The organism is Enterobacter sp. RHBSTW-00593, from assembly GCF_013784105.1.
GTDB lineage: Bacteria > Pseudomonadota > Gammaproteobacteria > Enterobacterales > Enterobacteriaceae > Enterobacter > Enterobacter ludwigii.
The window spans coordinates 4,403,425-4,427,485 of record NZ_CP056393.1 but is presented as its reverse complement, the minus strand read 5'-3'; the positions used below and the strand labels follow the sequence as shown (position 1 = coordinate 4,427,485).

Sequence of the window (24,061 nt, the reverse complement as noted above, 5' to 3'; positions counted from 1 at the left end):
CACTATGGATAAGAAATCTGCTCGTATCCGTCGTGCGACCCGCGCACGCCGCAAGCTCAAAGAGCTGGGTGCAACTCGCCTGGTGGTACATCGTACCCCGCGTCATATTTACGCACAGGTCATTGCACCAAACGGTTCTGAAGTTCTGGTAGCTGCTTCTACTGTAGAAAAAGCTATTGCAGAGCAATTGAAGTACACCGGTAACAAAGACGCCGCTGCAGCTGTAGGTAAAGCTGTTGCAGAACGCGCTCTGGAAAAAGGCATCAGCAATGTTTCCTTTGACCGTTCCGGGTTCCAATATCATGGTCGTGTCCAGGCACTGGCAGATGCTGCCCGTGAAGCTGGCCTTCAGTTCTAAGGTAGAGGTGTAAGATGGCTCACATCGAAAAACAGGCTGGCGAACTGCAGGAAAAGCTGATCGCGGTTAACCGCGTATCTAAAACCGTTAAAGGTGGTCGTATTTTCTCCTTCACAGCTCTGACTGTAGTTGGCGATGGTAACGGTCGCGTTGGTTTTGGTTACGGTAAAGCGCGTGAAGTTCCAGCAGCGATCCAGAAAGCGATGGAAAAAGCCCGTCGCAATATGATTAACGTCGCGCTGAACAACGGTACCCTGCAGCACCCAGTTAAAGGTGTTCACACGGGTTCTCGTGTATTCATGCAGCCAGCTTCAGAAGGTACCGGTATCATCGCCGGTGGTGCAATGCGCGCCGTTCTGGAAGTTGCTGGGGTTCATAACGTTCTGGCTAAAGCATACGGTTCCACCAACCCGATTAACGTGGTTCGTGCAACTATTGATGGCCTGGAAAATATGAATTCTCCAGAAATGGTCGCTGCCAAGCGTGGTAAATCCGTTGAAGAAATTCTGGGGTAATTGACCATGGCAAAGACTATTAAAATCACTCAAACCCGCAGTGCAATCGGTCGTCTGCCGAAACACAAGGCAACGCTGCTTGGCCTGGGTCTGCGTCGTATTGGTCATACCGTTGAGCGCGAGGATACTCCCGCTGTTCGTGGTATGGTCAACGCGGTTTACTTCATGGTTAAAGTTGAGGAGTAAGAGATGCGTTTAAATACTCTGTCTCCGGCCGAAGGCTCTAAAAAGGCGGGTAAACGCCTGGGTCGTGGTATCGGTTCTGGCCTCGGCAAAACCGGTGGTCGTGGTCACAAAGGTCAGAACTCTCGTTCTGGCGGTGGCGTACGTCGCGGTTTCGAGGGTGGCCAGATGCCACTGTACCGTCGTCTGCCGAAGTTCGGCTTCACTTCTCGCAAAGCAGCGATTACAGCGGAAATCCGTCTGTCTGACCTGGCGAAAGTTGAAGGCGGCGTTGTAGACCTGAACACGCTGAAAGCGGCAAACATTATCGGTATCCAGATCGAGTTCGCGAAAGTGATCCTGGCTGGTGAAGTTTCTACTCCGGTAACTGTTCGTGGCCTGCGTGTTACTAAAGGTGCTCGTGCTGCTATCGAAGCCGCTGGCGGTAAAATTGAGGAATAAGTAGCAGATGGCTAAGCAACCGGGATTAGATTTTCAAAGTGCCAAAGGTGGATTTGGCGAGCTGAAACGCAGACTGCTGTTTGTTATCGGCGCGCTGATTGTGTTCCGTGTTGGCTCTTTTATTCCGATCCCTGGTATCGATGCCGCTGTACTTGCCAAACTGCTTGAGCAACAGCGAGGCACCATCATTGAAATGTTTAACATGTTCTCTGGTGGTGCTCTCAGCCGTGCTTCTATCTTCGCTCTGGGTATCATGCCGTATATTTCGGCATCGATTATTATCCAGCTGCTGACGGTCGTTCATCCGGCCCTGGCAGAACTGAAGAAAGAAGGGGAGTCTGGACGTCGTAAGATAAGCCAGTACACCCGTTACGGCACTCTGGTGCTGGCAATATTCCAGTCGATCGGTATTGCTACCGGTCTGCCGAATATGCCTGGTATGCAGGGCCTGGTATTAAACCCAGGCTTTGCATTCTATTTCACCGCTGTTGTAAGTCTGGTCACAGGAACAATGTTCCTGATGTGGCTCGGCGAACAGATTACTGAGCGTGGTATCGGTAACGGTATCTCAATCATTATCTTCGCTGGTATCGTTGCGGGTCTCCCGCCAGCCATTGCCCACACTATCGAGCAAGCGCGTCAAGGCGACCTGCACTTCCTCCTGTTGCTGTTGGTTGCAGTATTAGTATTTGCAGTGACGTTCTTTGTTGTCTTCGTTGAACGTGGTCAACGCCGCATTGTGGTGAACTACGCTAAGCGTCAACAAGGTCGTCGTGTCTATGCTGCACAGAGCACACATTTACCGCTGAAAGTGAACATGGCGGGGGTTATCCCGGCTATCTTCGCTTCCAGTATTATTCTGTTCCCGGCAACCATCGCGTCATGGTTCGGGGGCGGTACTGGTTGGAACTGGCTGACAACAATTTCGCTGTATTTGCAGCCTGGGCAACCACTTTATGTGTTACTCTATGCGTCTGCGATCATCTTCTTCTGTTTCTTCTACACGGCGTTGGTTTTCAACCCGCGTGAAACAGCAGATAACCTGAAGAAGTCCGGTGCATTTGTACCAGGAATTCGTCCGGGAGAGCAAACGGCGAAGTATATCGATAAAGTAATGACTCGCCTGACTTTGGTTGGTGCGCTTTATATTACTTTTATCTGCCTGATCCCGGAGTTCATGCGTGATGCAATGAAGGTACCGTTCTACTTCGGTGGGACCTCACTGCTTATCGTTGTTGTCGTGATTATGGACTTTATGGCTCAAGTGCAAACTCTGATGATGTCCAGTCAGTATGAGTCTGCATTGAAGAAGGCGAACCTGAAAGGCTACGGCCGCTAAATGGTCGCCTGAGAAGTTACGGAGAGTAAAAATGAAAGTTCGTGCTTCCGTCAAGAAATTATGCCGTAACTGCAAAATCGTTAAGCGTGATGGTGTCATCCGTGTGATTTGCAGTGCCGAGCCGAAGCATAAACAGCGCCAAGGCTGATTATTTCGCATATTTTTCTTGCAAAGTTGGGTTGAGCTGGCTAGATTAGCCAGCCAATCTTTTGTATGTCTGTACGTTTCCATTTGAGTATCCTGAAAACGGGCTTTTCAGCATGGTGCGTACATATTAAATAGTAGGAGTGCATAGTGGCCCGTATAGCAGGCATTAACATTCCTGATCAAAAACATGCTGTGATCGCATTAACTTCGATCTATGGCGTCGGCAAGACCCGTTCCAAAGCCATTCTGGCTGCAGCGGGTATCGCTGAAGATGTTAAGATCAGTGAGCTGTCTGAAGAACAAATCGACACGCTGCGTGACGAAGTTGCCAAATTTGTCGTTGAAGGTGATCTGCGCCGTGAAATCAGCATGAGCATCAAGCGCCTGATGGATCTTGGTTGCTATCGCGGTTTGCGTCATCGTCGTGGTCTGCCAGTGCGCGGTCAGCGTACTAAGACCAACGCACGTACCCGTAAGGGTCCGCGCAAACCGATCAAGAAATAATCGGGGTGATTGAATAATGGCAAAGGCACCAGTTCGTGCACGTAAACGTGTAAGAAAACAAGTCTCTGACGGCGTGGCTCATATCCATGCTTCTTTCAACAACACCATCGTTACTATTACTGATCGTCAGGGTAACGCTTTGGGTTGGGCAACAGCCGGTGGTTCCGGTTTCCGTGGTTCTCGCAAATCCACTCCGTTTGCAGCTCAGGTTGCAGCAGAGCGTTGCGCAGAAGCCGTAAAAGAATACGGCATCAAGAATCTGGAAGTTATGGTTAAAGGTCCGGGTCCGGGTCGTGAATCTACTGTTCGCGCTCTGAACGCCGCTGGTTTCCGCATCACGAATATTACTGATGTGACTCCGATCCCTCATAACGGTTGTCGTCCGCCGAAAAAACGTCGCGTATAACGCTCGTTTTTTAGGTTAGTTGGAGATAGAAAATGGCAAGATATTTGGGTCCTAAGCTCAAGCTGAGCCGTCGTGAGGGCACCGACTTATTCCTTAAGTCTGGCGTTCGCGCGATCGATACCAAGTGTAAAATTGAACAAGCTCCTGGCCAGCACGGTGCGCGTAAACCGCGTCTGTCTGACTATGGTGTGCAGTTGCGTGAAAAGCAAAAAGTTCGCCGTATGTACGGTGTGCTGGAGCGTCAGTTCCGTAACTACTATAAAGAAGCAGCACGTCTGAAAGGCAACACAGGTGAAAACCTGCTGGCTCTGCTGGAAGGTCGTCTGGACAACGTTGTTTACCGTATGGGCTTCGGCGCGACTCGTGCTGAATCACGCCAGTTGGTTAGCCATAAAGCAATCATGGTAAACGGTCGTGTTGTTAACATCGCTTCTTATCAGGTTAAAGCGAATGACGTTGTTAGCATTCGTGAGAAAGCGAAAAAGCAATCTCGCGTGAAAGCCGCTCTGGAGCTGGCTGAGCAGCGTGAAAAGCCAACCTGGCTGGAAGTTGATGCTGGCAAGATGGAAGGTACGTTCAAGCGTCAGCCAGAACGTTCTGATCTGTCTGCGGACATTAACGAACACCTGATCGTCGAGCTTTACTCCAAGTAAAGCTTAGTACCAAAGAGAGGACACAATGCAGGGTTCTGTGACAGAGTTTCTAAAACCGCGCCTGGTAGATATCGAGCAAGTGAGTTCGACGCACGCCAAGGTGACCCTTGAGCCTTTAGAGCGTGGCTTTGGCCATACTCTGGGTAACGCACTGCGCCGTATTCTGCTCTCATCGATGCCGGGTTGCGCGGTGACCGAGGTTGAGATTGATGGTGTACTTCATGAGTACAGCACCAAAGAAGGCGTTCAGGAAGATATCCTTGAAATCCTGCTCAACCTGAAAGGGCTGGCGGTGAGAGTTCAGGGTAAAGATGAAGTTATTCTTACTCTGAATAAATCTGGCATTGGCCCTGTGACTGCAGCCGACATCACCCACGACGGTGATGTTGAAATCGTCAAGCCGCAGCACGTGATCTGCCACCTGACCGATGAGAACGCAGCGATTAGCATGCGTATCAAAGTTCAGCGCGGTCGTGGTTATGTGCCGGCTTCTGCCCGAATTCATTCGGAAGAAGATGAGCGCCCAATCGGCCGTCTGCTGGTCGACGCATGCTACAGCCCTGTAGAGCGTATTGCCTACAATGTTGAAGCAGCGCGTGTAGAACAGCGTACCGACCTGGACAAGCTGGTCATCGAAATGGAAACCAACGGCACAATCGATCCTGAAGAGGCGATTCGTCGTGCGGCAACCATCCTGGCAGAACAACTGGAAGCTTTCGTTGACTTACGTGATGTTCGTCAGCCGGAAGTGAAAGAAGAGAAACCAGAATTCGATCCGATCCTGCTGCGCCCTGTTGACGATCTCGAATTGACTGTCCGCTCTGCTAACTGCCTCAAGGCAGAAGCTATCCACTATATCGGTGATCTGGTACAGCGTACCGAGGTTGAGTTGCTGAAAACGCCGAACCTGGGTAAAAAATCTCTTACCGAGATTAAAGACGTGCTGGCTTCACGTGGTCTGTCTCTGGGCATGCGCCTGGAAAACTGGCCACCAGCAAGCATTGCTGACGAGTAACCGGATCACAGGTTAAGGTTTTACTGAGAAGGATAAGGTCATGCGCCATCGTAAGAGTGGTCGTCAACTGAACCGCAACAGCAGCCATCGCCAGGCTATGTTCCGCAACATGGCAGGTTCACTGGTTCGTCATGAAATCATCAAGACGACCCTGCCTAAAGCGAAAGAGCTGCGTCGCGTAGTTGAGCCGCTGATTACTCTTGCCAAGACTGACAGCGTTGCAAATCGTCGTCTGGCATTCGCCCGTACTCGTGATAACGAGATCGTGGCAAAACTGTTTAACGAACTGGGTCCGCGTTTCGCGAGCCGTGCCGGTGGTTACACTCGTATTCTGAAGTGTGGCTTCCGTGCAGGCGACAACGCTCCGATGGCTTACATCGAGCTGGTTGATCGTTCAGAATCTAAAGCAGAAGCTGCTGCAGAGTAATCTGTAGTAACGTAAAAAAACCCGCCTCGGCGGGTTTTTTTATATCCGCTGAATCCCCACTTCTCTACAATATCTGTATCTTTTCTGTTCATCTTCTGGAGTTATTCATGTGGTTGCTCGACCAGTGGGCAGAACGCCATATCAGCGATGCTCAGCGAAAAGGCGAATTTGATAACCTTGCGGGACGCGGCGAGCCGTTAGTGCTTGATGATGATTCGCATGTTGCCCCTGAATTACGGGCCGGATATCGCTTACTCAAAAATGCCGGTTGTTTACCACCGGAACTGGAGCAGCGTAAAGAGGCCATGCAACTGGCTGACCTGCTGAAAGGGATTCGCAAGGATGATCCCAGCCACCGTGAAATTAGCCGTCGACTGGCTCTCATCGAACTCAAAATGCGTCAGGCCGGAATGAGCACAGACTTTTTGCACGGTGAGTACAGTGACAGGCTAATGCAGAAAATAAATGAGGAATAACCATGTATCGTATCGGTGAACTTGCCAGGCTTGCTAACGTAACGCCGGACACTATCCGCTATTACGAAAAGCAGCAGATGATTGATCACGAGGTTCGTACTGAAGGTGGATTTCGACTCTATACCGATCATGACCTGCAGCGCTTACGGTTTATCCGCTACGCTCGCCAGCTTGGTTTCACGCTGGACTCGATCCGCGAGTTACTTTCGATCCGCATCGATCCTGAACATCATACTTGCCAGGAATCGAAGAGCATCGTACAGGCAAGGCTTGATGAAGTTGAAGCGCGTATACAGGAACTGCAGACCATGCAGCGTTCTCTGCAACGGTTGAATGACGCCTGCTGCGGTACAGCTCATAGCAGTATTTATTGTTCAATTCTTGAAGCCCTTGAACAGGGGGCCAGTGGAACCCAGGGCTGTTGATTTTTACTTCATCCGGGACTAGACTCCCGTCGACATACACCATGCTCAGGAGAAATTATGAGCCGCTATCAGCATACGAAAGGGCAAATTCAGGACAATGCCATTGAGGCACTGCTCCACGACCCGCTTTTCAGGCAGCGTATTGAGAAGAATAAAAAAGGAAAAGGGAGTTATTTACGAAAAGGGAAACATGCAAAACGGGGTAACTGGGAGGCCAGTGGCAAGCAAGCGAATCGCTTTTTTACCACTGGCCTTCCTTTTTTCAACGTCTGATTAAGAGCGGTTATTTTGCTCTTTCAACAGATCGCGAATTTCAGTCAATAACACTTCTTCTTTTGTTGGCGCAGGCGGCGCAGCCGGTTCTTCAGCCTTTTTACGGTTAAGCTTATTGATAAGCTTGATAGCCATAAAAATGGCGAACGCCACGATCACGAAATCAAATATGTTCTGAATGAAAACGCCATAATGCATAACAACGGCAGGGACATCACCCTGTGCATCACGAAGCGTCACGGCAAACTGTTTAAAATCAATGCCCCCGATTAACAGCCCGAGGGGAGGCATAATAATGTCGGCTACCAGTGATGAAACGATCTTACCGAACGCTGCACCGATAATGACACCCACTGCCAGATCCACCACATTCCCGCGCATCGCAAATTCGCGAAATTCTTTAACTAAACTCATTTTCTTCTCCTTGAGCCAACTGACGATTATAAGTTTAACAAATGATTAGTTAATTTCCATTGGGGATAATTAATCGTTATGAAAAATAAAAGGCATGGGAATAAGAGGGTTAATAATCAGGTGCTCTTTTATAAGCACCTGATTGATTACAGGAAGAATGGACTTGGCTGGAATAAACGTTCAACGTCGGTAATAAACTTTTTATCGGTAAGGAACATAATGACGTGGTCGCCTTGCTCGATACGTAAATTATCATTCGCAATCATCACGTCGTTTCCACGCACCACGGCACCAATAATTGTTCCCGGTGGCAGTTTAATTTCATCGATAGCGCGGCCCACAACGCGTGATGTGGTTTCATCACCATGAGCAACGGCCTCAATGGCTTCAGCCACACCGCGGCGAAGGGAGGATACGCCAACAATATCCGCCTTACGAACATGGCTCAGCAGGGCAGAAATGGTTGCTTGCTGTGGTGATATCGCGATATCAATAACGCTTCCCTGCACGAGGTCAACGTAGGCGCGGCGTTGAATAAGCACCATGACCTTTTTTGCCCCCATACGTTTGGCGAGCATGGCGGACATAATGTTCGCCTCGTCGTCGTTAGTGACGGCAATAAACAGATCAACTTGATCAATATGCTCTTCTGCCAGCAGCTCTTGATCAGAGGCATCGCCATAAAACACGATGGTGTTTTGCAGCTTTTCAGCCAGCTCAGCCGCGCGCTGTTGATCGCGCTCGATCAGCTTCACGCTGTAGTCTTTTTCCAGCCTGTGCGCCAGACCCGCGCCGATATTACCACCGCCAACGAGCATAATGCGTTTATACGGTTTTTCGAGACGCTGCAGTTCGCTCATTACCGCGCGAATATGCTGCGATGCCGCGATGAAGAAGACTTCATCACCTGCCTCGACTATGGTTGAACCCTGTGGGCGAATTGGCCTGTCGTGGCGGAAAATGGCTGCAACGCGGGTATCAATATGCGGCATATGCTCACGCATGGTGGAGAGCGCATTACCGATCAATGGACCGCCGTAATAGGCCTTAACGACCGCCAGGCTCACTTTACCTTCGGCGAAGTTCACCACCTGCAGCGCACCAGGATATTCGATCAGGCGGTAGATATTGTCGATAACCAGCTGTTCTGGAGCGATAAGATGGTCGATAGGGACCGCTTCGGAATTAAACAGCTTCTCTGCATCCCGGACATAGTCCGGGGAGCGGATGCGCGCGATCCGGTTCGGCGTGTTGAACAGCGAATAGGCCACCTGACATGCCACCATGTTGGTTTCGTCAGAACTGGTCACCGCAACCAGCATGTCAGCATCGTCGGCGCCCGCTTCACGCAGGACACGCGGGTGCGAGCCATGACCTTGCACGACGCGAAGGTCAAATTTGTCCTGTAAAACACGCAGCCGATCGCCATTGGTATCGACAATCGTGATGTCATTATTTTCGCCAACAAGGTTTTCAGCCAGCGTCCCACCAACCTGTCCGGCACCCAGAATGATTATCTTCATATCTCGTGACCTGTTCTCAACATCACTCTTTGATTAGCTTAGCGTAAAAGAAGCCATCACCTTCTTCAGCGGCCGGCAGATTCTGCAGGCCTGGGCATTCAGGCGTGCCCGTGTCGTGTAGCACTGCATCCGGGGTACGTTTAAGGAAGGCTGCAATCTGCTGACTGTTTTCTTCCGGAAGGACCGAACAGGTCGCATAGACCAGCGTGCCTCCTGGCTTCAGGTGTGGCCAAATGGCATCAAGAATGTCGGATTGCAGTTGGGTCAGTTCCTTGATATCGCGATCGCGACGCAACCACTTGATATCCGGGTGGCGACGAATAACGCCGGTTGCCGAGCAGGGAGCATCCAGCAAGATGCGATCGAATTGCGTTTCACCACACCATTCTGCGGGTTTGCGGCCATCGCCTTGCTTAACCTGCGCTTTCATTCCCAGGCGCTTAAGGTTGTCATAGACGCGTGAAAGACGCTGCTCATCGACATCCACGGCCATGACGTTTGCCTGAGGAGCCACTTCCAGAATATGCGTCGTCTTACCGCCTGGCGCGGCGCAGAGATCGAGGATGTGCTCGCCGTTTTTAGGTTCCAGCCAGGCCATGCAGCCCTGCGCGGAAGCATCTTGTACGGTCACCCAGCCTTCATCAAAACCAGGTAAAGCATGTACCGGAGCAGGAGAGGCTAAACGCACAGCGTCAGGATATGCTTCATGTGTGAAGCCGCTCATTCCAGCCTCTTCCAGTAAAGCCAGCCAGGCGTCGCGCGTATGGTGATTACGGTTGACGCGTAACCACATCGGCGGACGCTGATTATTCGCGTCGGCAATTGCCTGCCACTGCTCTGGCCAGGCTTTTTTAAGGCGATTCAGGAGCCAGTCAGGATGCAGATAACGTGCTTCACTTTGCCCGAACTCAGCCAGAAGCTCTTCCTGCTGTCGCTGGAACTGGCGCAAAACGCCATTAATCAACCCTTTCAGCATAGGACGTTTAATCACAACGGCACCTTCCACTGTCTCAGCCAGTGCGGCATGAGGCGGGATACGCGTGTGAAGAAGCTGATAGAAGCCAACCATAATCAAATAATGCACGGTGCGCTGCTTGCCGGTCATTGGACGTGACATCAGCTTATTAACCAGCCACTCGAGCTGAGAAAGCGTGCGCAGGACGCCAAAACAGAGCTCCTGAAGCAGGGCTTTGTCTTTGTCGGACACTTTTTGCTGCAAAGCTGGCAGGATATTGCTCAATGACTGGCCCTGCTCGACAACCTGCTCAACGGCCTGAGCCGCCATACTGCGTAAATTTTGTTTTTTCATAACCGTAAAAATAAAAATGCCCGGAAACACCGGGCGCTAAAATTAAATGAGGTCAGGCAAGGCGATTGCCCGGGATAAACCATTCGCGACGAGAATTTAACAAATCCTGTGCGCTCATCGCCTTCTTACCCGCAGGTTGTAGCGATTCCAGATTCAGGATCCCTTGTGCGGTAGCTACCTGAATACCGTTCTTGCTGGCGTCGATAATCGTACCGGGCTCAGCCGTTGTGTGACCGTCAATAAGGGAGGCTTTCCAGACTTTCACCGGCTGCTCGTCGATAACCATCCAGCTCATCGGCCATGGATTAAAGGCGCGAATGCAGCGTTCAAGTTGAGCCGCTGACAGAGACCAGTCAATCCGGGCTTCTTCTTTACTCAGTTTTTCAGCGTAAGTGACCAGCGCTTCATCCTGAACTTCAGGTTTCGCCGTATTATTCGCAATCTGCTGGAGGGTTTCAATCAGCCCTTGCGGGCCAAGCTCTGCCAGCTTGTCATACAAGGTGGCACTGGTATCCGCGGCCGTAATGGGGCAGGCCAGTTTATAAAGCATGTCACCGGTGTCTAAACCTACATCCATCTTCATGATTGTGACGCCCGTTTCAGCATCACCCGCCCATAAAGAGCGCTGAATAGGTGCTGCCCCACGCCAGCGTGGAAGCAGAGAACCATGCACGTTAATGCAACCCAGGCGAGGCATATCAAGCACAGCTTTTGGCAGAATTAAACCGTAAGCCACCACCACCATTACATCGGCATTCAGGTCAGCGACAAGCTGCTGGTTTTCCTGAGGGCGCAAGGATGCTGGCTGGAAAACAGGTAACCCATGCTCTTCTGCCAGCACCTTAACAGGACCTGGCATCAGTTTTTTACCACGGCCAGCCGGGCGATCCGGTTGGGTAAACACGCCAACAACCTGGTGGCCAGAAGATAACAGCGCGTCAAGATGACGCGCTGCAAAATCAGGGGTTCCCGCGAAGATAATACCTAGTGATTTAGACACGATGATCCTTGTATCCGGTGGGACGTTATGCGCGAGAACGCAAACGATCCAGTTTCTCTACTTTCTGACGAATGCGTTGCTGCTTCAGCGGCGAGAGATAATCGATAAACAGTTTACCGACCAGATGATCCATCTCATGCTGAATACAGATCGCCAGCAGGTCGTCAGCTTCCAGTTCGAACGGATTGCCGTCACGATCCAGGGCGCGAATTTTCACTTTTTCGGCACGCGGCACTAAAGCACGCTGTTCCGGAATAGACAGACAACCTTCCTCAATACCTGTTTCGCCACTCTTCTCGAGCAGCTCAGGATTGATTAACACTAGGCGGCCATCGCGATTTTCAGATACGTCGATCACGATAATACGCTTGTGAATGTCGACCTGAGTGGCCGCAAGACCAATACCTTCTTCGGCGTACATGGTATCGAACATATCATCAACGATACGCTGAATTTCTGCATTCACTTCTTTTACCGGTTCAGCGACGATGCGAAGGCGCTCGTCCGGAATATGTAACACTTGCAAAACTGCCATAAATTTCCAGAGTCGTGTTCAGGAGTTGATAAGAATATTATCTCCTATTCTAGACAAAACCCCCATCGATTGACAGCATCAGTGACCAATCGCAATGATTGCGGAGGCCGCTTATGGCAGGGGAAAGGATGACGTCGACTGAGTTATGGCTACGGTTAATACACATCGGTTCTCTTTATGGCGATGTGATGCTGGAAGCGGCAGCACGATTGCACAACCAGACAACCATTGATGGTCCTGTTGTCAGAGACGCCGGTCTGTCTGTCAAACAGGCTGCACGGTTCTTTGCGCTCAGAGAAAGTGAGCTGGAAAGTAGCCTGCTATGGCTTGAGCAGCCGGGTAACTATCTGATCACGGCGGATCACCCCCTTTATCCCCCCTTACTCCGGACGATCCCGGATTATCCAGGCGCAGTCTTTGTTAAAGGCAACCCTAATGTACTGAATGCAGTTCAACTGGCGGTTGTTGGCAGCCGTGCGCCGTCATGGTACGGCGAGCGATGGGGAAAAATTCTCTGTGAACAGCTTTCTCAAAGTGGTTTAACGATCACCAGCGGGCTGGCCTGCGGTATTGACGGTGTCGCCCACAACGCTGCGCTATCGGCAAAAGGGCGTAGCGTTGCGGTGCTGGGTAACGGTCTCTTTAGTATTTATCCTCGTCGGCATCAGGCGCTGGCTGCGCGGCTTATCGATTCTGGTGGCGCGATAGTGTCTGAGTTTCCGCTATCAGCGCAGCCCCGGCCGGGACACTTTCCCCGGCGTAATCGAATTATCAGCGGGCTAAGTCAGGGGGTGTTCGTGGTTGAAGCAGCGGTACGCAGCGGTTCGCTTGTGACCGCACGGTGCGCGCTTGAGCAGGGGCGAGACGTGTTTGCCTTACCCGGCCCAATTGGTAACCCGGGATGCGAAGGGCCGCACTGGCTGATAAAGCAGGGTGCAACACCGGTAACGGAAGTCAGGGACATTCTTGAAAATTTGCAATATGGATTGCAATGGCTGCAGGAAGATCCCGAAAAGCGACATTATTCATCAGATCAGGGAAAGGTGGCATTGCCATTTCCCAAGCTCCTGGCTAACGTAGGAGATGAGGTAACACCTGTTGACGTTGTCGCTGAACGTGCCGGCCAACCTGTGCCAGTTACGGTAGCACAGCTACTCGAACTGGAGTTAGCAGGATGGATCGCAGCTGTACCCGGCGGCTATGTCCGATTAAGGAGGGCAAGCCATGTTCGACGTACTGATGTATTTGTTTGAGACTTACATCCATAACGAAGCAGAAATGCGAGTGGATCAGGACAAATTGACACAGGATCTTACCGATGCGGGGTTTGAGCGGGAAGATATCTATAATGCGTTGATGTGGCTGGAAAAACTGGCTGATTATCAGGAAGGCCTCGCCGAACCGATGCAGTTAGCTTCTGACCCATTGTCTGTGCGCATCTACACAGCTGAAGAGTGTGAAAGGCTGGACGCGAGCTGCCGGGGATTCATTTTATTCCTTGAGCAGATTCAGGTGCTAAACCTCGAAACGAGAGAGATGGTGATAGAGCGCGTTATGGCGCTGGATACGGCAGACTTCGAACTGGAAGACCTCAAGTGGGTCATCCTGATGGTTCTGTTTAATATTCCAGGCTGTGAAAATGCCTATCAGCAAATGGAAGAATTACTCTTTGAAGTGAATGAAGGTATGCTGCATTAATTCAATGTGTAGCACCAAGAGTTGTTATGGCCAAATCAGCACTATTCACGGTGCATAAAAATGAGCCCTGCCCGCAGTGCGGGGCTGAACTTGTTATTCGGTCCGGGAAACACGGCCCGTTTCTCGGTTGTTCCCACTATCCGGAATGTGATTATGTCCGTCCCCTGAAAAGCCAGGCGGATGGACATATCGTTAAAATTCTGGAGGGACAGCTTTGCCCTCTTTGCGGCAGCGAGTTAGCGCTACGTCAGGGGCGTTTCGGCATGTTTATTGGCTGTAGCCACTATCCTGAATGTGAACATACAGAACAAATTGATAAACCCGATGAAACGGCTATTGCCTGTCCTCAATGCCAGCGTGGACAACTGGTGCAGCGCCGTTCTCGTTTTGGTAAGACCTTTCATTCCTGCGATCGCTATCCTGAATGTCAGTTTGTTATCAATTTCAAACCGGTAGCGGGTGTCTGCTCTCATTGCAATTATCCGCTACTTATAGAGAAAAAAACGGCGCAAGGTTTGAAACGCTTCTGCGCCAGTAAACAATGTGGAAAGCCGGTTCCGGCGGATCAAAACAGTGAAGAATAACCTGCCATCAGGCTCCATTGCTCATGCGGTGGATGTCCTGAAAAATGAAGAAGTCATCGCCTATCCAACTGAAGCTGTTTTTGGGGTCGGTTGCGATCCTGACAGCGAAACGGCCGTTGGCCGACTGCTCACACTTAAACAGAGGCCAGTCGAAAAAGGGCTTATTTTAATCGCTGCTAACTATGAGCAGCTTAAGCCTTATATCGATGATTCCATGCTAACGCCGGAGCAGCGGGAGACTATTTTCTCAGCATGGCCCGGCCCCGTGACCTTTGTTTTCCCGGCGAAGCCGACAACGCCGCGCTGGTTGACCGGGCGCTTTGATTCCCTCGCCGTGCGCGTGACGGACCATCCGCTGGTGGTCGAACTTTGCCTTTCCTTTGGAAAACCACTGGTCTCAACCAGCGCGAATCTGACCGGGCAGCCACCTTGCCGCACAACCGACGAAGTAAGGGCGCAGTTTGGGAATGATTTCCCGGTTGCCGTCGGTGAGACGGGAGGGCGCCTCAATCCGTCTGAAATCCGCGACGCCTTGACCGGCGAACGTTTTCGCCAGGGGTAATCCAATGGAAACCTATGCTGTTTTTGGTAATCCGATAGCGCACAGCAAGTCACCGTTAATCCATCAACTGTTTGCCGAGCAACTGCAAATAAATCATCCCTATGGCCGCGTGCTGGCTCCTGTTGATGCATTTATTCCTGCGCTGGAGGGTTTCTTCAACGCGGGCGGCAAAGGTGCGAATGTAACGGTACCGTTTAAAGAGGAAGCCTTCGAACGTGCGGATGAACTCACCGAGCGTGCTTCCCTTGCGGGTGCAGTGAATACCTTAAAACGGCTTGAAGATGGACGCCTGCTGGGAGACAACACTGACGGAATTGGGTTACTGAGCGATCTGGAAAGGCTCTCATTTATTAAGCCTGGTTTCAGGGTTCTGCTAATTGGTGCGGGCGGAGCGTCGCGGGGAGTATTGCTGCCTCTGCTGTCACTGGATTGCGCGGTGACCATTACAAACAGGACCTTCTCGCGGGCAGAAGCGCTGGCTGCGTTGTTCGCACATACCGGCAGCGTGAGCGCGGTCGCCCTGGATGAACTTGCCGATCGTGAGTTTGATCTGATCATCAACGCCACCTCCAGCGGTATCGGTGGTGACGTGCCGGCGATCCCTGCTTCGCTGGTAAGTGCCCATATTTACTTCTACGACATGTTCTATCAGAAAGGGAAGACACCTTTTTTGAACTGGTGTGAACAGCATGGCGGAAAACACGTAGCCGATGGGCTGGGAATGCTGGTGGGACAGGCGGCACACGCGGTGTTGCTCTGGCACGGTGTATTGCCTTCGGTCGAACCGGTCATTGAAAAGCTGAAAAGGGAGCTCACGGCGTGAATCAGGCAATTCATTTTCCGGACAGGGAAAGCTGGGACGAGAGTAAACAGGCGGTCTGTTTCCCGGTGCTGGTGCATGGAATGCAACTTACCTGTGCCATTCGTGGGGAAACGCTGTTGCGTCGCTTTGGTGGTTCAGACCCGTTAGAGGTGTTTTGTGAAAATCGCTGGGATCTTGAAGAGGAAGCCAGCGATTTAATCCGCGATCAGCAGGAAGACGATCAGGGCTGGGTCTGGGTATCCTGACTCAGATAGTCATTCTTCCATTTAACGTAGTTATTCGCCGAGTATTTTAATCCTTCGATCTCTGCCTCCTTCAGGGGGCGGATCTGTTTTACCGGGCTTCCCAAATAGAGATAGCCGCTCTCCAGTCTTTTGTTCTGGGGAACAAGGCTGCCTGCGCCAATCATCACGTCATCTTCTACAATGACGCCATCCAGCAAAATCGACCCCATGCCAACAAGAACCCGATTACCAATAGTGCAGCCGTGAAGCATAACTTTATGGCCGACGGTGACATCTTCTCCAATGATGAGTGGATTGCCCTGGGGGTTATAGGAGGATTTGTGGGTTACGTGCAGAACGCTACCGTCCTGAATATTGGTGCGTGCACCAATGGCCACATGGTTTACATCCCCCCGGATGGCGACGAGCGGCCAGATACTGACGTCATCGGCCATTCGAACATCGCCGATGACCACGCTGCTGGCATCGATCATCACGCGATCGCCTTTTTGGGGGAGAAGATCTTTATAAGGACGTAATACTGCGGACATATCTACCTCGAACGATGAGCACTATATAGAAGACTTGATCATATTAATGGATCGAGGCAAGGCAAAAAGCGTCAATATTTAAGCATATTGGGTGGGATTTCAGCGAAAAGCGCGGAAAATCGACAGTTGGAAAAAAAGATCCAAAAAGTACTTGTGCTAAAAATTGGGATCCCTATAATGCGCCTCCATCGACACGGCGGATGTGAATCACTTCACAGTTAACCCGGTCGGTTGAAGAGAAAAAATCCTGAATTTCAGGGTTGACTCTGAAAGAGGAAAGCGTAATATACGCCACCTCGCGACGGTGAGCTGTAAGCCGCGTCGCAACTGCTCTTTAACAATTTATCAGACAATCTGTGTGGGCACTCAAAGTGACATGGATTCTTAATGTCTCCGGACACTAAATGAATACCAAGTCTCTGAGTGAACATACGTAATTCATTACGAAGTTTAATTCACGAGCATCAAACTTAAATTGAAGAGTTTGATCATGGCTCAGATTGAACGCTGGCGGCAGGCCTAACACATGCAAGTCGAACGGTAGCACAGAGAGCTTGCTCTCGGGTGACGAGTGGCGGACGGGTGAGTAATGTCTGGGAAACTGCCTGATGGAGGGGGATAACTACTGGAAACGGTAGCTAATACCGCATAACGTCGCAAGACCAAAGAGGGGGACCTTCGGGCCTCTTGCCATCAGATGTGCCCAGATGGGATTAGCTAGTAGGTGGGGTAACGGCTCACCTAGGCGACGATCCCTAGCTGGTCTGAGAGGATGACCAGCCACACTGGAACTGAGACACGGTCCAGACTCCTACGGGAGGCAGCAGTGGGGAATATTGCACAATGGGCGCAAGCCTGATGCAGCCATGCCGCGTGTATGAAGAAGGCCTTCGGGTTGTAAAGTACTTTCAGCGGGGAGGAAGGTGTTGTGGTTAATAACCGCAGCAATTGACGTTACCCGCAGAAGAAGCACCGGCTAACTCCGTGCCAGCAGCCGCGGTAATACGGAGGGTGCAAGCGTTAATCGGAATTACTGGGCGTAAAGCGCACGCAGGCGGTCTGTCAAGTCGGATGTGAAATCCCCGGGCTCAACCTGGGAACTGCATTCGAAACTGGCAGGCTAGAGTCTTGTAGAGGGGGGTAGAATTCCAGGTGTAGCGGTGAAATGCGTAGAGATCTGGAGGAATACCGGTGGCGAAGGCGGCCCCCTGGACAAAGACTGACGCTCAGGTGCGAAAGCGTGGGGAGCAAACAGGATTAGATACCCTGGTAGTCCACGCCGTAAACGATGTCGACTTGGAGGTTGTGCCCTTGAGGCGTGGCTTCCGGAGCTAACGCGTTAAGTCGACCGCCTGGGGAGTACGGCCGCAAGGTTAAAACTCAAATGAATTGACGGGGGCCCGCACAAGCGGTGGAGCATGTGGTTTAATTCGATGCAACGCGAAGAACCTTACCTACTCTTGACATCCAGAGAACTTAGCAGAGATGCTTTGGTGCCTTCGGGAACTCTGAGACAGGTGCTGCATGGCTGTCGTCAGCTCGTGTTGTGAAATGTTGGGTTAAGTCCCGCAACGAGCGCAACCCTTATCCTTTGTTGCCAGCGGTCCGGCCGGGAACTCAAAGGAGACTGCCAGTGATAAACTGGAGGAAGGTGGGGATGACGTCAAGTCATCATGGCCCTTACGAGTAGGGCTACACACGTGCTACAATGGCGCATACAAAGAGAAGCGAACTCGCGAGAGCAAGCGGACCTCATAAAGTGCGTCGTAGTCCGGATTGGAGTCTGCAACTCGACTCCATGAAGTCGGAATCGCTAGTAATCGTAGATCAGAATGCTACGGTGAATACGTTCCCGGGCCTTGTACACACCGCCCGTCACACCATGGGAGTGGGTTGCAAAAGAAGTAGGTAGCTTAACCTTCGGGAGGGCGCTTACCACTTTGTGATTCATGACTGGGGTGAAGTCGTAACAAGGTAACCGTAGGGGAACCTGCGGTTGGATCACCTCCTTACCTTAAAGAACCTGCCTTTGTAGTGCTCACACAGATTGTCTGATGAAAAGTAAATAGCAAGGCGTCTTGCGATTGAGACTTCAGTGTCCCCTTCGTCTAGAGGCCCAGGACACCGCCCTTTCACGGCGGTAACAGGGGTTCGAATCCCCTAGGGGACGCCACTTGCTGGTTCGTGAGTGAAAGTCACCTGCCGACATATCTCAAAACTCATCTTCGGGTGACGTTTGAGATATTTGCTCTTTAAAAATCTGGATCAAGCTGAAAATTGAAACGACACACAGTTAATGTGTGTTCGAGTCTCTCAAATTTTCGCAAACCGGTGATGAATCGAAAGAAACATCTTCGGGTTGTGAGGTTAAGCGACTAAGCGTACACGGTGGATGCCCTGGCAGTCAGAGGCGATGAAGGACGTGCTAATCTGCGAAAAGCGCCGGCGAGGTGATATGAACCTTTGACCCGGCGATGTCCGAATGGGGAAACCCAGTGTGATCCGTCACACTATCGTTAACTGAATACATAGGTTAACGAGGCGAACCGGGGGAACTGAAACATCTAAGTACCCCGAGGAAAAGAAATCAACCGAGATTCCCCCAGTAGCGGCGAGCGAACGGGGAGCAGCCCAGAGTCTGAATCAGCTTGTGTGTTAGTGGAAGCGTCTGGAAAGTCGCACGGTACAGGGTGACAGTCCCGTACACGAAAGCACACAGGCTGTGAACTCGAAGAGTAGGGCGGGACACGTGGTATCCTGTCTGAATATGGGGGGACCATCCTCCAAGGCTAAATACTCCTGACTGACCGATAGTGAACCAGTACCGTGAGGGAAAGGCGAAAAGAACCCCGGCGAGGGGAGTGAAAAAGAACCTGAAACCGTGTACGTACAAGCAGTGGGAGCCTCTTTTATGGGGTGACTGCGTACCTTTTGTATAATGGGTCAGCGACTTATATTCTGTAGCAAGGTTAACCGTATAGGGGAGCCGAAGGGAAACCGAGTCTTAACTGGGCGTTAAGTTGCAGGGTATAGACCCGAAACCCGGTGATCTAGCCATGGGCAGGTTGAAGGTTGGGTAACACTAACTGGAGGACCGAACCGACTAATGTTGAAAAATTAGCGGATGACTTGTGGCTGGGGGTGAAAGGCCAATCAAACCGGGAGATAGCTGGTTCTCCCCGAAAGCTATTTAGGTAGCGCCTCGTGAATTCATCTTCGGGGGTAGAGCACTGTTTCGGCTAGGGGGCCATCCCGGCTTACCAACCCGATGCAAACTACGAATACCGAAGAATGTTATCACGGGAGACACACGGCGGGTGCTAACGTCCGTCGTGAAGAGGGAAACAACCCAGACCGCCAGCTAAGGTCCCAAAGTCATGGTTAAGTGGGAAACGATGTGGGAAGGCACAGACAGCCAGGATGTTGGCTTAGAAGCAGCCATCATTTAAAGAAAGCGTAATAGCTCACTGGTCGAGTCGGCCTGCGCGGAAGATGTAACGGGGCTAAACCATGCACCGAAGCTGCGGCAGCGACACTATGTGTTGTTGGGTAGGGGAGCGTTCTGTAAGCCGTTGAAGGTGTCCTGTGAGGGGTGCTGGAGGTATCAGAAGTGCGAATGCTGACATAAGTAACGATAAAGCGGGTGAAAAGCCCGCTCGCCGGAAGACCAAGGGTTCCTGTCCAACGTTAATCGGGGCAGGGTGAGTCGACCCCTAAGGCGAGGCCGAAAGGCGTAGTCGATGGGAAACAGGTTAATATTCCTGTACTTGGTGTTACTGCGAAGGGGGGACGGAGAAGGCTATGTTAGCCGGGCGACGGTTGTCCCGGTTTAAGCATGTAGGCGGAGGTTCCAGGTAAATCCGGTTCCTTGTTAACGCTGAGGTGTGATGACGAGGCACTACGGTGCTGAAGTAACAAATGCCCTGCTTCCAGGAAAAGCCTCTAAGCATCAGGTAACATCAAATCGTACCCCAAACCGACACAGGTGGTCAGGTAGAGAATACCAAGGCGCTTGAGAGAACTCGGGTGAAGGAACTAGGCAAAATGGTGCCGTAACTTCGGGAGAAGGCACGCTGATATGTAGGTGAAGCCCCTGCGGGTGGAGCTGAAATCAGTCGAAGATACCAGCTGGCTGCAACTGTTTATTAAAAACACAGCACTGTGCAAACACGAAAGTGGACGTATACGGTGTGACGCCTGCCCGGTGCCGGAAGGTTAATTGATGGGGTTAGCGGCAACGCGAAGCTCTTGATCGAAGCCCCGGTAAACGGCGGCCGTAACTATAACGGTCCTAAGGTAGCGAAATTCCTTGTCGGGTAAGTTCCGACCTGCACGAATGGCGTAATGATGGCCAGGCTGTCTCCACCCGAGACTCAGTGAAATTGAACTCGCTGTGAAGATGCAGTGTACCCGCGGCAAGACGGAAAGACCCCGTGAACCTTTACTATAGCTTGACACTGAACACTGGTCCTTGATGTGTAGGATAGGTGGGAGGCTTTGAAGCGTGGACGCCAGTCTGCGTGGAGCCAACCTTGAAATACCACCCTTTAATGGCTGGTGTTCTAACGTAGACCCGTGATCCGGGTTGCGGACAGTGTCTGGTGGGTAGTTTGACTGGGGCGGTCTCCTCCCAAAGAGTAACGGAGGAGCACGAAGGTTAGCTAATCCTGGTCGGACATCAGGAGGTTAGTGCAATGGCATAAGCTAGCTTGACTGCGAGAGTGACGGCTCGAGCAGGTGCGAAAGCAGGTCATAGTGATCCGGTGGTTCTGAATGGAAGGGCCATCGCTCAACGGATAAAAGGTACTCCGGGGATAACAGGCTGATACCGCCCAAGAGTTCATATCGACGGCGGTGTTTGGCACCTCGATGTCGGCTCATCACATCCTGGGGCTGAAGTAGGTCCCAAGGGTATGGCTGTTCGCCATTTAAAGTGGTACGCGAGCTGGGTTTAGAACGTCGTGAGACAGTTCGGTCCCTATCTGCCGTGGGCGCTGGAGAATTGAGGGGGGCTGCTCCTAGTACGAGAGGACCGGAGTGGACGCATCACTGGTGTTCGGGTTGTCATGCCAATGGCACTGCCCGGTAGCTAAATGCGGAAGAGATAAGTGCTGAAAGCATCTAAGCACGAAACTTGCCCCGAGATGAGTTCTCCCTGAGACTTTAAGTCTCCTGAAGGAACGTTGAAGACTACGACGTTGATAGGTCGGGTGTGTAAGCGCAGCGATGCGTTGAGCTAACCGATACTAATGAACCGTGAGGCTTAACCTTACAACGCCGAAGATGTTTTGGCGGTGAGAGACGATTTTCAGCTGATACAGATTACAGAATTTGCCTGGCGGCTTTAGCGCGGTGGTCCCACCTGACCCCATGCCGAACTCAGAAGTGAAACGCCGTAGCGCCGATGGTAGTGTGGGGTCTCCCCATGTGAGAGTAGGGAACTGCCAGGCATCAAATTTAGCGTGCTGATATGGCTCAGTTGGTAGAGCGCACCCTTGGTAAGGGTGAGGTCCCCAGTTCGACTCTGGGTATCAGCACCACTTTATACTTAGGTTAAAGTTCGGCAAGAAGTAAAAGAATTTGTCTGGCGGCTTTAGCGCGGTGGTCCCACCTGACCCCATGCCGAACTCAGAAGTGAAACGCCGTAGCGCCGATGGTAGTGTGGGGTCTCCCCATGTGAGAGTAGGGAACTGCCAGACATCAAACAAGTGAAGAGGCCATCCGAAAGGATGGCCTTTTTGCGTTATGTTTCCCGGAAAAAGTCAGACCCGGTAAGCGAAGCGCCACCGGGCTAAGACACGCTTAATGGATCACTTGTGACAGGAAAGCCCGCGTACGTTCAGATTTAGGATGTGCGAAGAACTCATCCGGCGGTGCCTGCTCAACGATTTCCCCACGATCCATAAAGATCACCCGATCGGCCACGGTTCTGGCAAACCCCATTTCGTGCGTCACACACAGCATGGTCATCCCGGACTGCGCCAGTCCAATCATGGTATCCAGTACCTCTTTCACCATTTCCGGATCCAGGGCGGATGTCGGTTCATCAAACAGCATAATTTTCGGTTTCATACAGAGCGAACGGGCGATAGCCACGCGCTGCTGCTGACCGCCTGATATCTGGCCGGGAAATTTATTGGCGTGCTCTGCGATTCGTACCCGTTCCAGGTAGTGCATCGCCAGTGCTTCAGCCTCCTTTTTAGGCATCTTTCGTACCCAAATTGGCGCAAGCGTACAGTTCTGCAGAACGGTCAGATGGGGAAACAGGTTAAAGTGCTGGAACACCATTCCCACTTCCTGGCGCACCCGTTCGATGTTACGAATATCTTCATTCAGCTCGATGCCATCAACAACAATGCGCCCCTGCTGATGTTCTTCAAGGTGGTTAATACAGCGAATGGTCGTGGATTTTCCGGACCCGGAAGGGCCACAAAGAACGATCCGTTCTCCCTGCTTAACCTTGAGGTTAATGTCTTTCAAAACATGAAACTGCCCGTACCATTTATTCACGTTTTCCAGCGTAATCATCGCGTCGGCAGGTGTCATAGTAATCTGGCTCATAATTTCCTCAGTGCGGTGTACGCCCGGTGTTAAAGCGCTTTTCCAGATGCTGGCTATAGCGCGACATGCTAAAACAAAAGATCCAGTAGATCAGAGCAGCGAAGACATATCCCTCGGTGGACATACCCAGCCAGGCAGGGTCAACGGTCGCCTGTTGCACGCTGCTAAAGAGATCGAACAGCCCGATGATGATCACCAGGCTGGTATCTTTGAAGAGGGCAATGATGGTATTGACCAGGCCCGGGATAACCAGCTTGAGTGCTTGTGGCAATATCACCAGTCCCTGCGTTTTCCAGTAGCCAAGTGCCAGTGATTCCGCCGCTTCATACTGACCTTTAGGCAGAGCCTGCAGGCCCCCACGCACCACTTCCGCAACGTAAGCGGACTGGAAAAGGATGACCCCGACCAGGGCACGGATCAGTTTGTCTATCGTTGTCCCTTCTGCCATAAACAGCGGCAACATGACCGAAGACATAAACAGAACGGTGATAAGCGGTACGCCACGCCAGAATTCAATGAAAATAACGGAAAGCACACGTACGACAGGCATTTTTGAGCGCCGCCCAAGCGCGAGCAAAATACCCCATGGCAGTGCGCCGGCTATCCCAACGGACGCGATAATCAGCGTCAGCGTTAACCCACCCCACTGACGTGTTTCAACACGTTCCAGCCCCAGGAAGCCGCCATACAACAGCCCCCAAACAATAATGGGATACACCACTGCCCAACAGGCAATATAACGGCCCCGATGAGGCAGTTTTTTCCAGAACATTACGGCGATGGAGAGCAGCCCGATGGCCAGTGCCAGATTAATCCGCCAGCGCTGTTCATGCGGATACAATCCATACATGAACTGGCCAAAACGCTCATGGATAAACACCCAGCAGGCCCCTGCTTTTGTGCAGTCTGCGCGAGTGGATCCCGACCAGTTAGCCTGTAAAAAAGCCCAGTTCAGCAGCGGTGGAATTAATTCCCACATAAGCCACAAACATACAATTGTCAGCAGGCTGTTACTCCAGCTGGAGAACAGATTCTTACGCGCCCAGAGAATAAAACGGCCGCCTGTCGAACTGGCAGGGCGCGAGGAGTGCGACAGTATCGCTTTTGTCATCATA

28 protein-coding genes, 2 tRNA genes and 4 rRNA genes are annotated in these 24,061 nt (G+C 51.6%); 26 read left to right on the top strand and 8 right to left on the bottom strand.

Going from position 1 to position 24,061, the window contains the following annotated elements; translation table 11 throughout:
* The first annotated feature begins 4 nt into the window (after positions 1–4).
* From rplR to HV242_RS21205, 14 genes are all read left to right on the top strand, one after another.
* Positions 5–358 carry a 50S ribosomal protein L18 gene (gene rplR / locus HV242_RS21270; protein WP_013099023.1) on the top strand — a complete coding sequence of 118 codons (354 nt, stop codon included), beginning with the start codon at positions 5–7 and terminating at the stop codon, positions 356–358.
* Positions 359–372: 14 nt separating this feature from the next.
* Positions 373–873: a 30S ribosomal protein S5 gene (gene rpsE, locus HV242_RS21265; RefSeq protein WP_003863299.1), complete on the top strand. Its 501-nt coding sequence runs from the start codon at positions 373–375 to the stop codon at positions 871–873.
* A 6-nt stretch (positions 874–879) separates the two neighbouring features.
* A complete protein-coding gene (gene rpmD / locus HV242_RS21260) occupies positions 880–1,059 on the top strand; it encodes a 50S ribosomal protein L30 (RefSeq protein ID WP_003863301.1) in 180 nt (59 codons plus the stop codon).
* 3 nt (positions 1,060–1,062) lie between these two features.
* Positions 1,063–1,497, top strand: coding sequence for a 50S ribosomal protein L15 (rplO, locus tag HV242_RS21255; RefSeq protein WP_003863304.1), 435 nt, complete (start codon positions 1,063–1,065; stop codon positions 1,495–1,497).
* A 7-nt stretch (positions 1,498–1,504) separates the two neighbouring features.
* The gene (secY, locus tag HV242_RS21250; RefSeq protein ID WP_014171896.1) at positions 1,505–2,836 is read left to right on the top strand and encodes a preprotein translocase subunit SecY; all 1,332 of its coding nucleotides are present in this window, start codon (positions 1,505–1,507) and stop codon (positions 2,834–2,836) included.
* 31 nt (positions 2,837–2,867) lie between these two features.
* A complete protein-coding gene (rpmJ, locus tag HV242_RS21245; RefSeq protein ID WP_000868187.1) occupies positions 2,868–2,984 on the top strand; it encodes a 50S ribosomal protein L36 in 117 nt (38 codons plus the stop codon).
* Positions 2,985–3,130: 146 nt separating this feature from the next.
* Positions 3,131–3,487, top strand: a complete 357-nt coding sequence (rpsM, locus tag HV242_RS21240) for a 30S ribosomal protein S13 (protein ID WP_003863308.1) — start codon at positions 3,131–3,133, stop codon at positions 3,485–3,487.
* Positions 3,488–3,503: 16 nt separating this feature from the next.
* Positions 3,504–3,893, top strand: a complete 390-nt coding sequence (rpsK, locus tag HV242_RS21235) for a 30S ribosomal protein S11 (RefSeq protein WP_003863312.1) — start codon at positions 3,504–3,506, stop codon at positions 3,891–3,893.
* A gap of 32 nt (positions 3,894–3,925) precedes the next feature.
* Complete coding sequence (gene rpsD, locus HV242_RS21230; protein ID WP_004868345.1) at positions 3,926–4,546, top strand: 30S ribosomal protein S4; 621 nt, start codon at positions 3,926–3,928, stop codon at positions 4,544–4,546.
* 25 nt (positions 4,547–4,571) lie between these two features.
* Positions 4,572–5,561 carry a DNA-directed RNA polymerase subunit alpha gene (locus tag HV242_RS21225; protein WP_002919219.1) on the top strand — a complete coding sequence of 330 codons (990 nt, stop codon included), beginning with the start codon at positions 4,572–4,574 and terminating at the stop codon, positions 5,559–5,561.
* 40 nt (positions 5,562–5,601) lie between these two features.
* A complete protein-coding gene (rplQ, locus tag HV242_RS21220; protein WP_001216372.1) occupies positions 5,602–5,988 on the top strand; it encodes a 50S ribosomal protein L17 in 387 nt (128 codons plus the stop codon).
* Positions 5,989–6,095: 107 nt separating this feature from the next.
* A complete protein-coding gene (locus HV242_RS21215; protein WP_014171895.1) occupies positions 6,096–6,464 on the top strand; it encodes a DnaJ family domain-containing protein in 369 nt (122 codons plus the stop codon).
* A 2-nt stretch (positions 6,465–6,466) separates the two neighbouring features.
* Positions 6,467–6,889, top strand: a complete 423-nt coding sequence (gene zntR, locus HV242_RS21210; protein ID WP_014171894.1) for a Zn(2+)-responsive transcriptional regulator — start codon at positions 6,467–6,469, stop codon at positions 6,887–6,889.
* Between the two features lie 57 nt (positions 6,890–6,946).
* Entirely contained in the window at positions 6,947–7,162 is a 216-nt protein-coding gene (locus HV242_RS21205) for an alternative ribosome-rescue factor A (RefSeq protein ID WP_014171893.1), read from the top strand.
* Here HV242_RS21205 and mscL read toward each other — a convergent pair whose 3' ends face one another.
* The 5 genes from mscL to def form a co-directional block, all read right to left on the bottom strand.
* Positions 7,163–7,576 carry a large-conductance mechanosensitive channel protein MscL gene (gene mscL, locus HV242_RS21200; RefSeq protein ID WP_014171892.1) on the bottom strand — a complete coding sequence of 138 codons (414 nt, stop codon included), beginning with the start codon at positions 7,574–7,576 and terminating at the stop codon, positions 7,163–7,165.
* A gap of 146 nt (positions 7,577–7,722) precedes the next feature.
* Complete coding sequence (trkA, locus tag HV242_RS21195; protein ID WP_014171891.1) at positions 7,723–9,099, bottom strand: Trk system potassium transporter TrkA; 1,377 nt, start codon at positions 9,097–9,099, stop codon at positions 7,723–7,725.
* Between the two features lie 22 nt (positions 9,100–9,121).
* Positions 9,122–10,408 carry a 16S rRNA (cytosine(967)-C(5))-methyltransferase RsmB gene (rsmB, locus tag HV242_RS21190; protein ID WP_047742161.1) on the bottom strand — a complete coding sequence of 429 codons (1,287 nt, stop codon included), beginning with the start codon at positions 10,406–10,408 and terminating at the stop codon, positions 9,122–9,124.
* A gap of 52 nt (positions 10,409–10,460) precedes the next feature.
* The gene (gene fmt / locus HV242_RS21185) at positions 10,461–11,408 is read right to left on the bottom strand and encodes a methionyl-tRNA formyltransferase (protein ID WP_044867153.1); all 948 of its coding nucleotides are present in this window, start codon (positions 11,406–11,408) and stop codon (positions 10,461–10,463) included.
* Positions 11,409–11,433: 25 nt separating this feature from the next.
* Complete coding sequence (gene def / locus HV242_RS21180) at positions 11,434–11,943, bottom strand: peptide deformylase (protein ID WP_008503479.1); 510 nt, start codon at positions 11,941–11,943, stop codon at positions 11,434–11,436.
* Between the two features lie 128 nt (positions 11,944–12,071).
* Between def and dprA the strand changes: the two genes are divergently transcribed.
* Genes dprA through HV242_RS21150 form a run of 6 tightly spaced genes read left to right on the top strand, consistent with a single transcriptional unit; the run spans position 12,072 to position 15,855 of the window.
* Positions 12,072–13,196, top strand: a complete 1,125-nt coding sequence (gene dprA, locus HV242_RS21175) for a DNA-protecting protein DprA (protein WP_050737679.1) — start codon at positions 12,072–12,074, stop codon at positions 13,194–13,196.
* On the top strand, positions 13,168–13,641 hold the full coding sequence (gene smg, locus HV242_RS21170; RefSeq protein WP_014171887.1) for a DUF494 family protein Smg: 474 nt from the start codon (positions 13,168–13,170) through the stop codon (positions 13,639–13,641). The genes dprA and smg overlap by 29 nt, the downstream gene beginning before the upstream one ends.
* Positions 13,642–13,667: 26 nt before the next feature.
* Positions 13,668–14,225 (top strand): DNA topoisomerase family protein, encoded by a 558-nt coding sequence (locus HV242_RS21165; protein ID WP_032680170.1) that lies wholly within the window; start codon positions 13,668–13,670, stop codon positions 14,223–14,225.
* Complete coding sequence (gene tsaC / locus HV242_RS21160; protein ID WP_044867157.1) at positions 14,215–14,787, top strand: L-threonylcarbamoyladenylate synthase type 1 TsaC; 573 nt, start codon at positions 14,215–14,217, stop codon at positions 14,785–14,787. Before HV242_RS21165 ends, tsaC begins: the two co-directional genes overlap by 11 nt.
* 4 nt (positions 14,788–14,791) lie before the next feature.
* Positions 14,792–15,610, top strand: a complete 819-nt coding sequence (gene aroE / locus HV242_RS21155; RefSeq protein ID WP_050737677.1) for a shikimate dehydrogenase — start codon at positions 14,792–14,794, stop codon at positions 15,608–15,610.
* On the top strand, positions 15,607–15,855 hold the full coding sequence (locus tag HV242_RS21150; protein WP_014171883.1) for a DUF1488 family protein: 249 nt from the start codon (positions 15,607–15,609) through the stop codon (positions 15,853–15,855). The genes aroE and HV242_RS21150 overlap by 4 nt, the downstream gene beginning before the upstream one ends.
* Here the strand turns inward: HV242_RS21150 and HV242_RS21145 are convergent.
* Positions 15,831–16,385 (bottom strand): gamma carbonic anhydrase family protein, encoded by a 555-nt coding sequence (locus tag HV242_RS21145; protein WP_014171882.1) that lies wholly within the window; start codon positions 16,383–16,385, stop codon positions 15,831–15,833. The two genes, HV242_RS21150 and HV242_RS21145, sit on opposite strands and share 25 nt — an antisense overlap.
* Before the next feature lie 472 nt (positions 16,386–16,857).
* On the opposite strand from HV242_RS21145, the gene HV242_RS21140 reads away from it, so the two are divergent.
* The 6 genes from HV242_RS21140 (at position 16,858) to rrf (HV242_RS21115) (ending at position 22,084) form a co-directional block, all read left to right on the top strand.
* Positions 16,858–18,397, top strand: a 16S ribosomal RNA gene (locus HV242_RS21140).
* An 85-nt stretch (positions 18,398–18,482) separates the two neighbouring features.
* A tRNA-Glu gene (locus HV242_RS21135) sits at positions 18,483–18,558 on the top strand.
* Between the two features lie 192 nt (positions 18,559–18,750).
* Positions 18,751–21,656, top strand: a 23S ribosomal RNA gene (locus HV242_RS21130).
* A gap of 63 nt (positions 21,657–21,719) precedes the next feature.
* A 5S ribosomal RNA gene (gene rrf, locus HV242_RS21125) occupies positions 21,720–21,835 on the top strand.
* Between the two features lie 14 nt (positions 21,836–21,849).
* Positions 21,850–21,925: transfer RNA gene (locus HV242_RS21120), tRNA-Thr, on the top strand.
* 43 nt (positions 21,926–21,968) lie between these two features.
* Positions 21,969–22,084, top strand: a 5S ribosomal RNA gene (gene rrf / locus HV242_RS21115).
* The 16S, 23S and 5S rRNA genes sit together here with 2 tRNA genes alongside, the layout of an rRNA operon.
* A gap of 103 nt (positions 22,085–22,187) precedes the next feature.
* Here rrf (HV242_RS21115) and HV242_RS21110 read toward each other — a convergent pair.
* The gene (locus tag HV242_RS21110; RefSeq protein WP_014171880.1) at positions 22,188–22,946 is read right to left on the bottom strand and encodes an amino acid ABC transporter ATP-binding protein; all 759 of its coding nucleotides are present in this window, start codon (positions 22,944–22,946) and stop codon (positions 22,188–22,190) included.
* A 7-nt stretch (positions 22,947–22,953) separates the two neighbouring features.
* Positions 22,954–24,057 carry an amino acid ABC transporter permease gene (locus tag HV242_RS21105; protein WP_050737348.1) on the bottom strand — a complete coding sequence of 368 codons (1,104 nt, stop codon included), beginning with the start codon at positions 24,055–24,057 and terminating at the stop codon, positions 22,954–22,956.
* Between the last annotated feature and the right edge of the window lie 4 nt (positions 24,058–24,061).

Excerpts from the sequence above, each read along its gene's own strand:
- HV242_RS21145 (WP_014171882.1), bottom strand. The coding sequence starts at position 16,385 with ATGTCCGCAGTATTACGTCCTTATAAAGATCTTCTCCCCCAAAAAGGC.
- smg (WP_014171887.1), top strand. The coding sequence starts at position 13,168 with ATGTTCGACGTACTGATGTATTTGTTTGAGACTTACATCCATAACGAA.
- dprA (WP_050737679.1), top strand. The coding sequence starts at position 12,072 with ATGACGTCGACTGAGTTATGGCTACGGTTAATACACATCGGTTCTCTT.
- rplO (WP_003863304.1), top strand. The coding sequence starts at position 1,063 with ATGCGTTTAAATACTCTGTCTCCGGCCGAAGGCTCTAAAAAGGCGGGT.
- zntR (WP_014171894.1), top strand. The coding sequence starts at position 6,467 with ATGTATCGTATCGGTGAACTTGCCAGGCTTGCTAACGTAACGCCGGAC.
- secY (WP_014171896.1), top strand. The coding sequence starts at position 1,505 with ATGGCTAAGCAACCGGGATTAGATTTTCAAAGTGCCAAAGGTGGATTT.
- mscL (WP_014171892.1), bottom strand. The coding sequence starts at position 7,576 with ATGAGTTTAGTTAAAGAATTTCGCGAATTTGCGATGCGCGGGAATGTG.
- rplR (WP_013099023.1), top strand. The coding sequence starts at position 5 with ATGGATAAGAAATCTGCTCGTATCCGTCGTGCGACCCGCGCACGCCGC.
- rsmB (WP_047742161.1), bottom strand. The coding sequence starts at position 10,408 with ATGAAAAAACAAAATTTACGCAGTATGGCGGCTCAGGCCGTTGAGCAG.
- HV242_RS21225 (WP_002919219.1), top strand. The coding sequence starts at position 4,572 with ATGCAGGGTTCTGTGACAGAGTTTCTAAAACCGCGCCTGGTAGATATC.
- rpsD (WP_004868345.1), top strand. The coding sequence starts at position 3,926 with ATGGCAAGATATTTGGGTCCTAAGCTCAAGCTGAGCCGTCGTGAGGGC.
- rpmD (WP_003863301.1), top strand. The coding sequence starts at position 880 with ATGGCAAAGACTATTAAAATCACTCAAACCCGCAGTGCAATCGGTCGT.
- aroE (WP_050737677.1), top strand. The coding sequence starts at position 14,792 with ATGGAAACCTATGCTGTTTTTGGTAATCCGATAGCGCACAGCAAGTCA.
- rplQ (WP_001216372.1), top strand. The coding sequence starts at position 5,602 with ATGCGCCATCGTAAGAGTGGTCGTCAACTGAACCGCAACAGCAGCCAT.
- rpsK (WP_003863312.1), top strand. The coding sequence starts at position 3,504 with ATGGCAAAGGCACCAGTTCGTGCACGTAAACGTGTAAGAAAACAAGTC.
- HV242_RS21165 (WP_032680170.1), top strand. The coding sequence starts at position 13,668 with ATGGCCAAATCAGCACTATTCACGGTGCATAAAAATGAGCCCTGCCCG.
- rpsE (WP_003863299.1), top strand. The coding sequence starts at position 373 with ATGGCTCACATCGAAAAACAGGCTGGCGAACTGCAGGAAAAGCTGATC.
- HV242_RS21105 (WP_050737348.1), bottom strand. The coding sequence starts at position 24,057 with ATGACAAAAGCGATACTGTCGCACTCCTCGCGCCCTGCCAGTTCGACA.
- HV242_RS21205 (WP_014171893.1), top strand. The coding sequence starts at position 6,947 with ATGAGCCGCTATCAGCATACGAAAGGGCAAATTCAGGACAATGCCATT.
- HV242_RS21110 (WP_014171880.1), bottom strand. The coding sequence starts at position 22,946 with ATGAGCCAGATTACTATGACACCTGCCGACGCGATGATTACGCTGGAA.
- trkA (WP_014171891.1), bottom strand. The coding sequence starts at position 9,099 with ATGAAGATAATCATTCTGGGTGCCGGACAGGTTGGTGGGACGCTGGCT.
- def (WP_008503479.1), bottom strand. The coding sequence starts at position 11,943 with ATGGCAGTTTTGCAAGTGTTACATATTCCGGACGAGCGCCTTCGCATC.
- HV242_RS21215 (WP_014171895.1), top strand. The coding sequence starts at position 6,096 with ATGTGGTTGCTCGACCAGTGGGCAGAACGCCATATCAGCGATGCTCAG.
- rpmJ (WP_000868187.1), top strand. The coding sequence starts at position 2,868 with ATGAAAGTTCGTGCTTCCGTCAAGAAATTATGCCGTAACTGCAAAATC.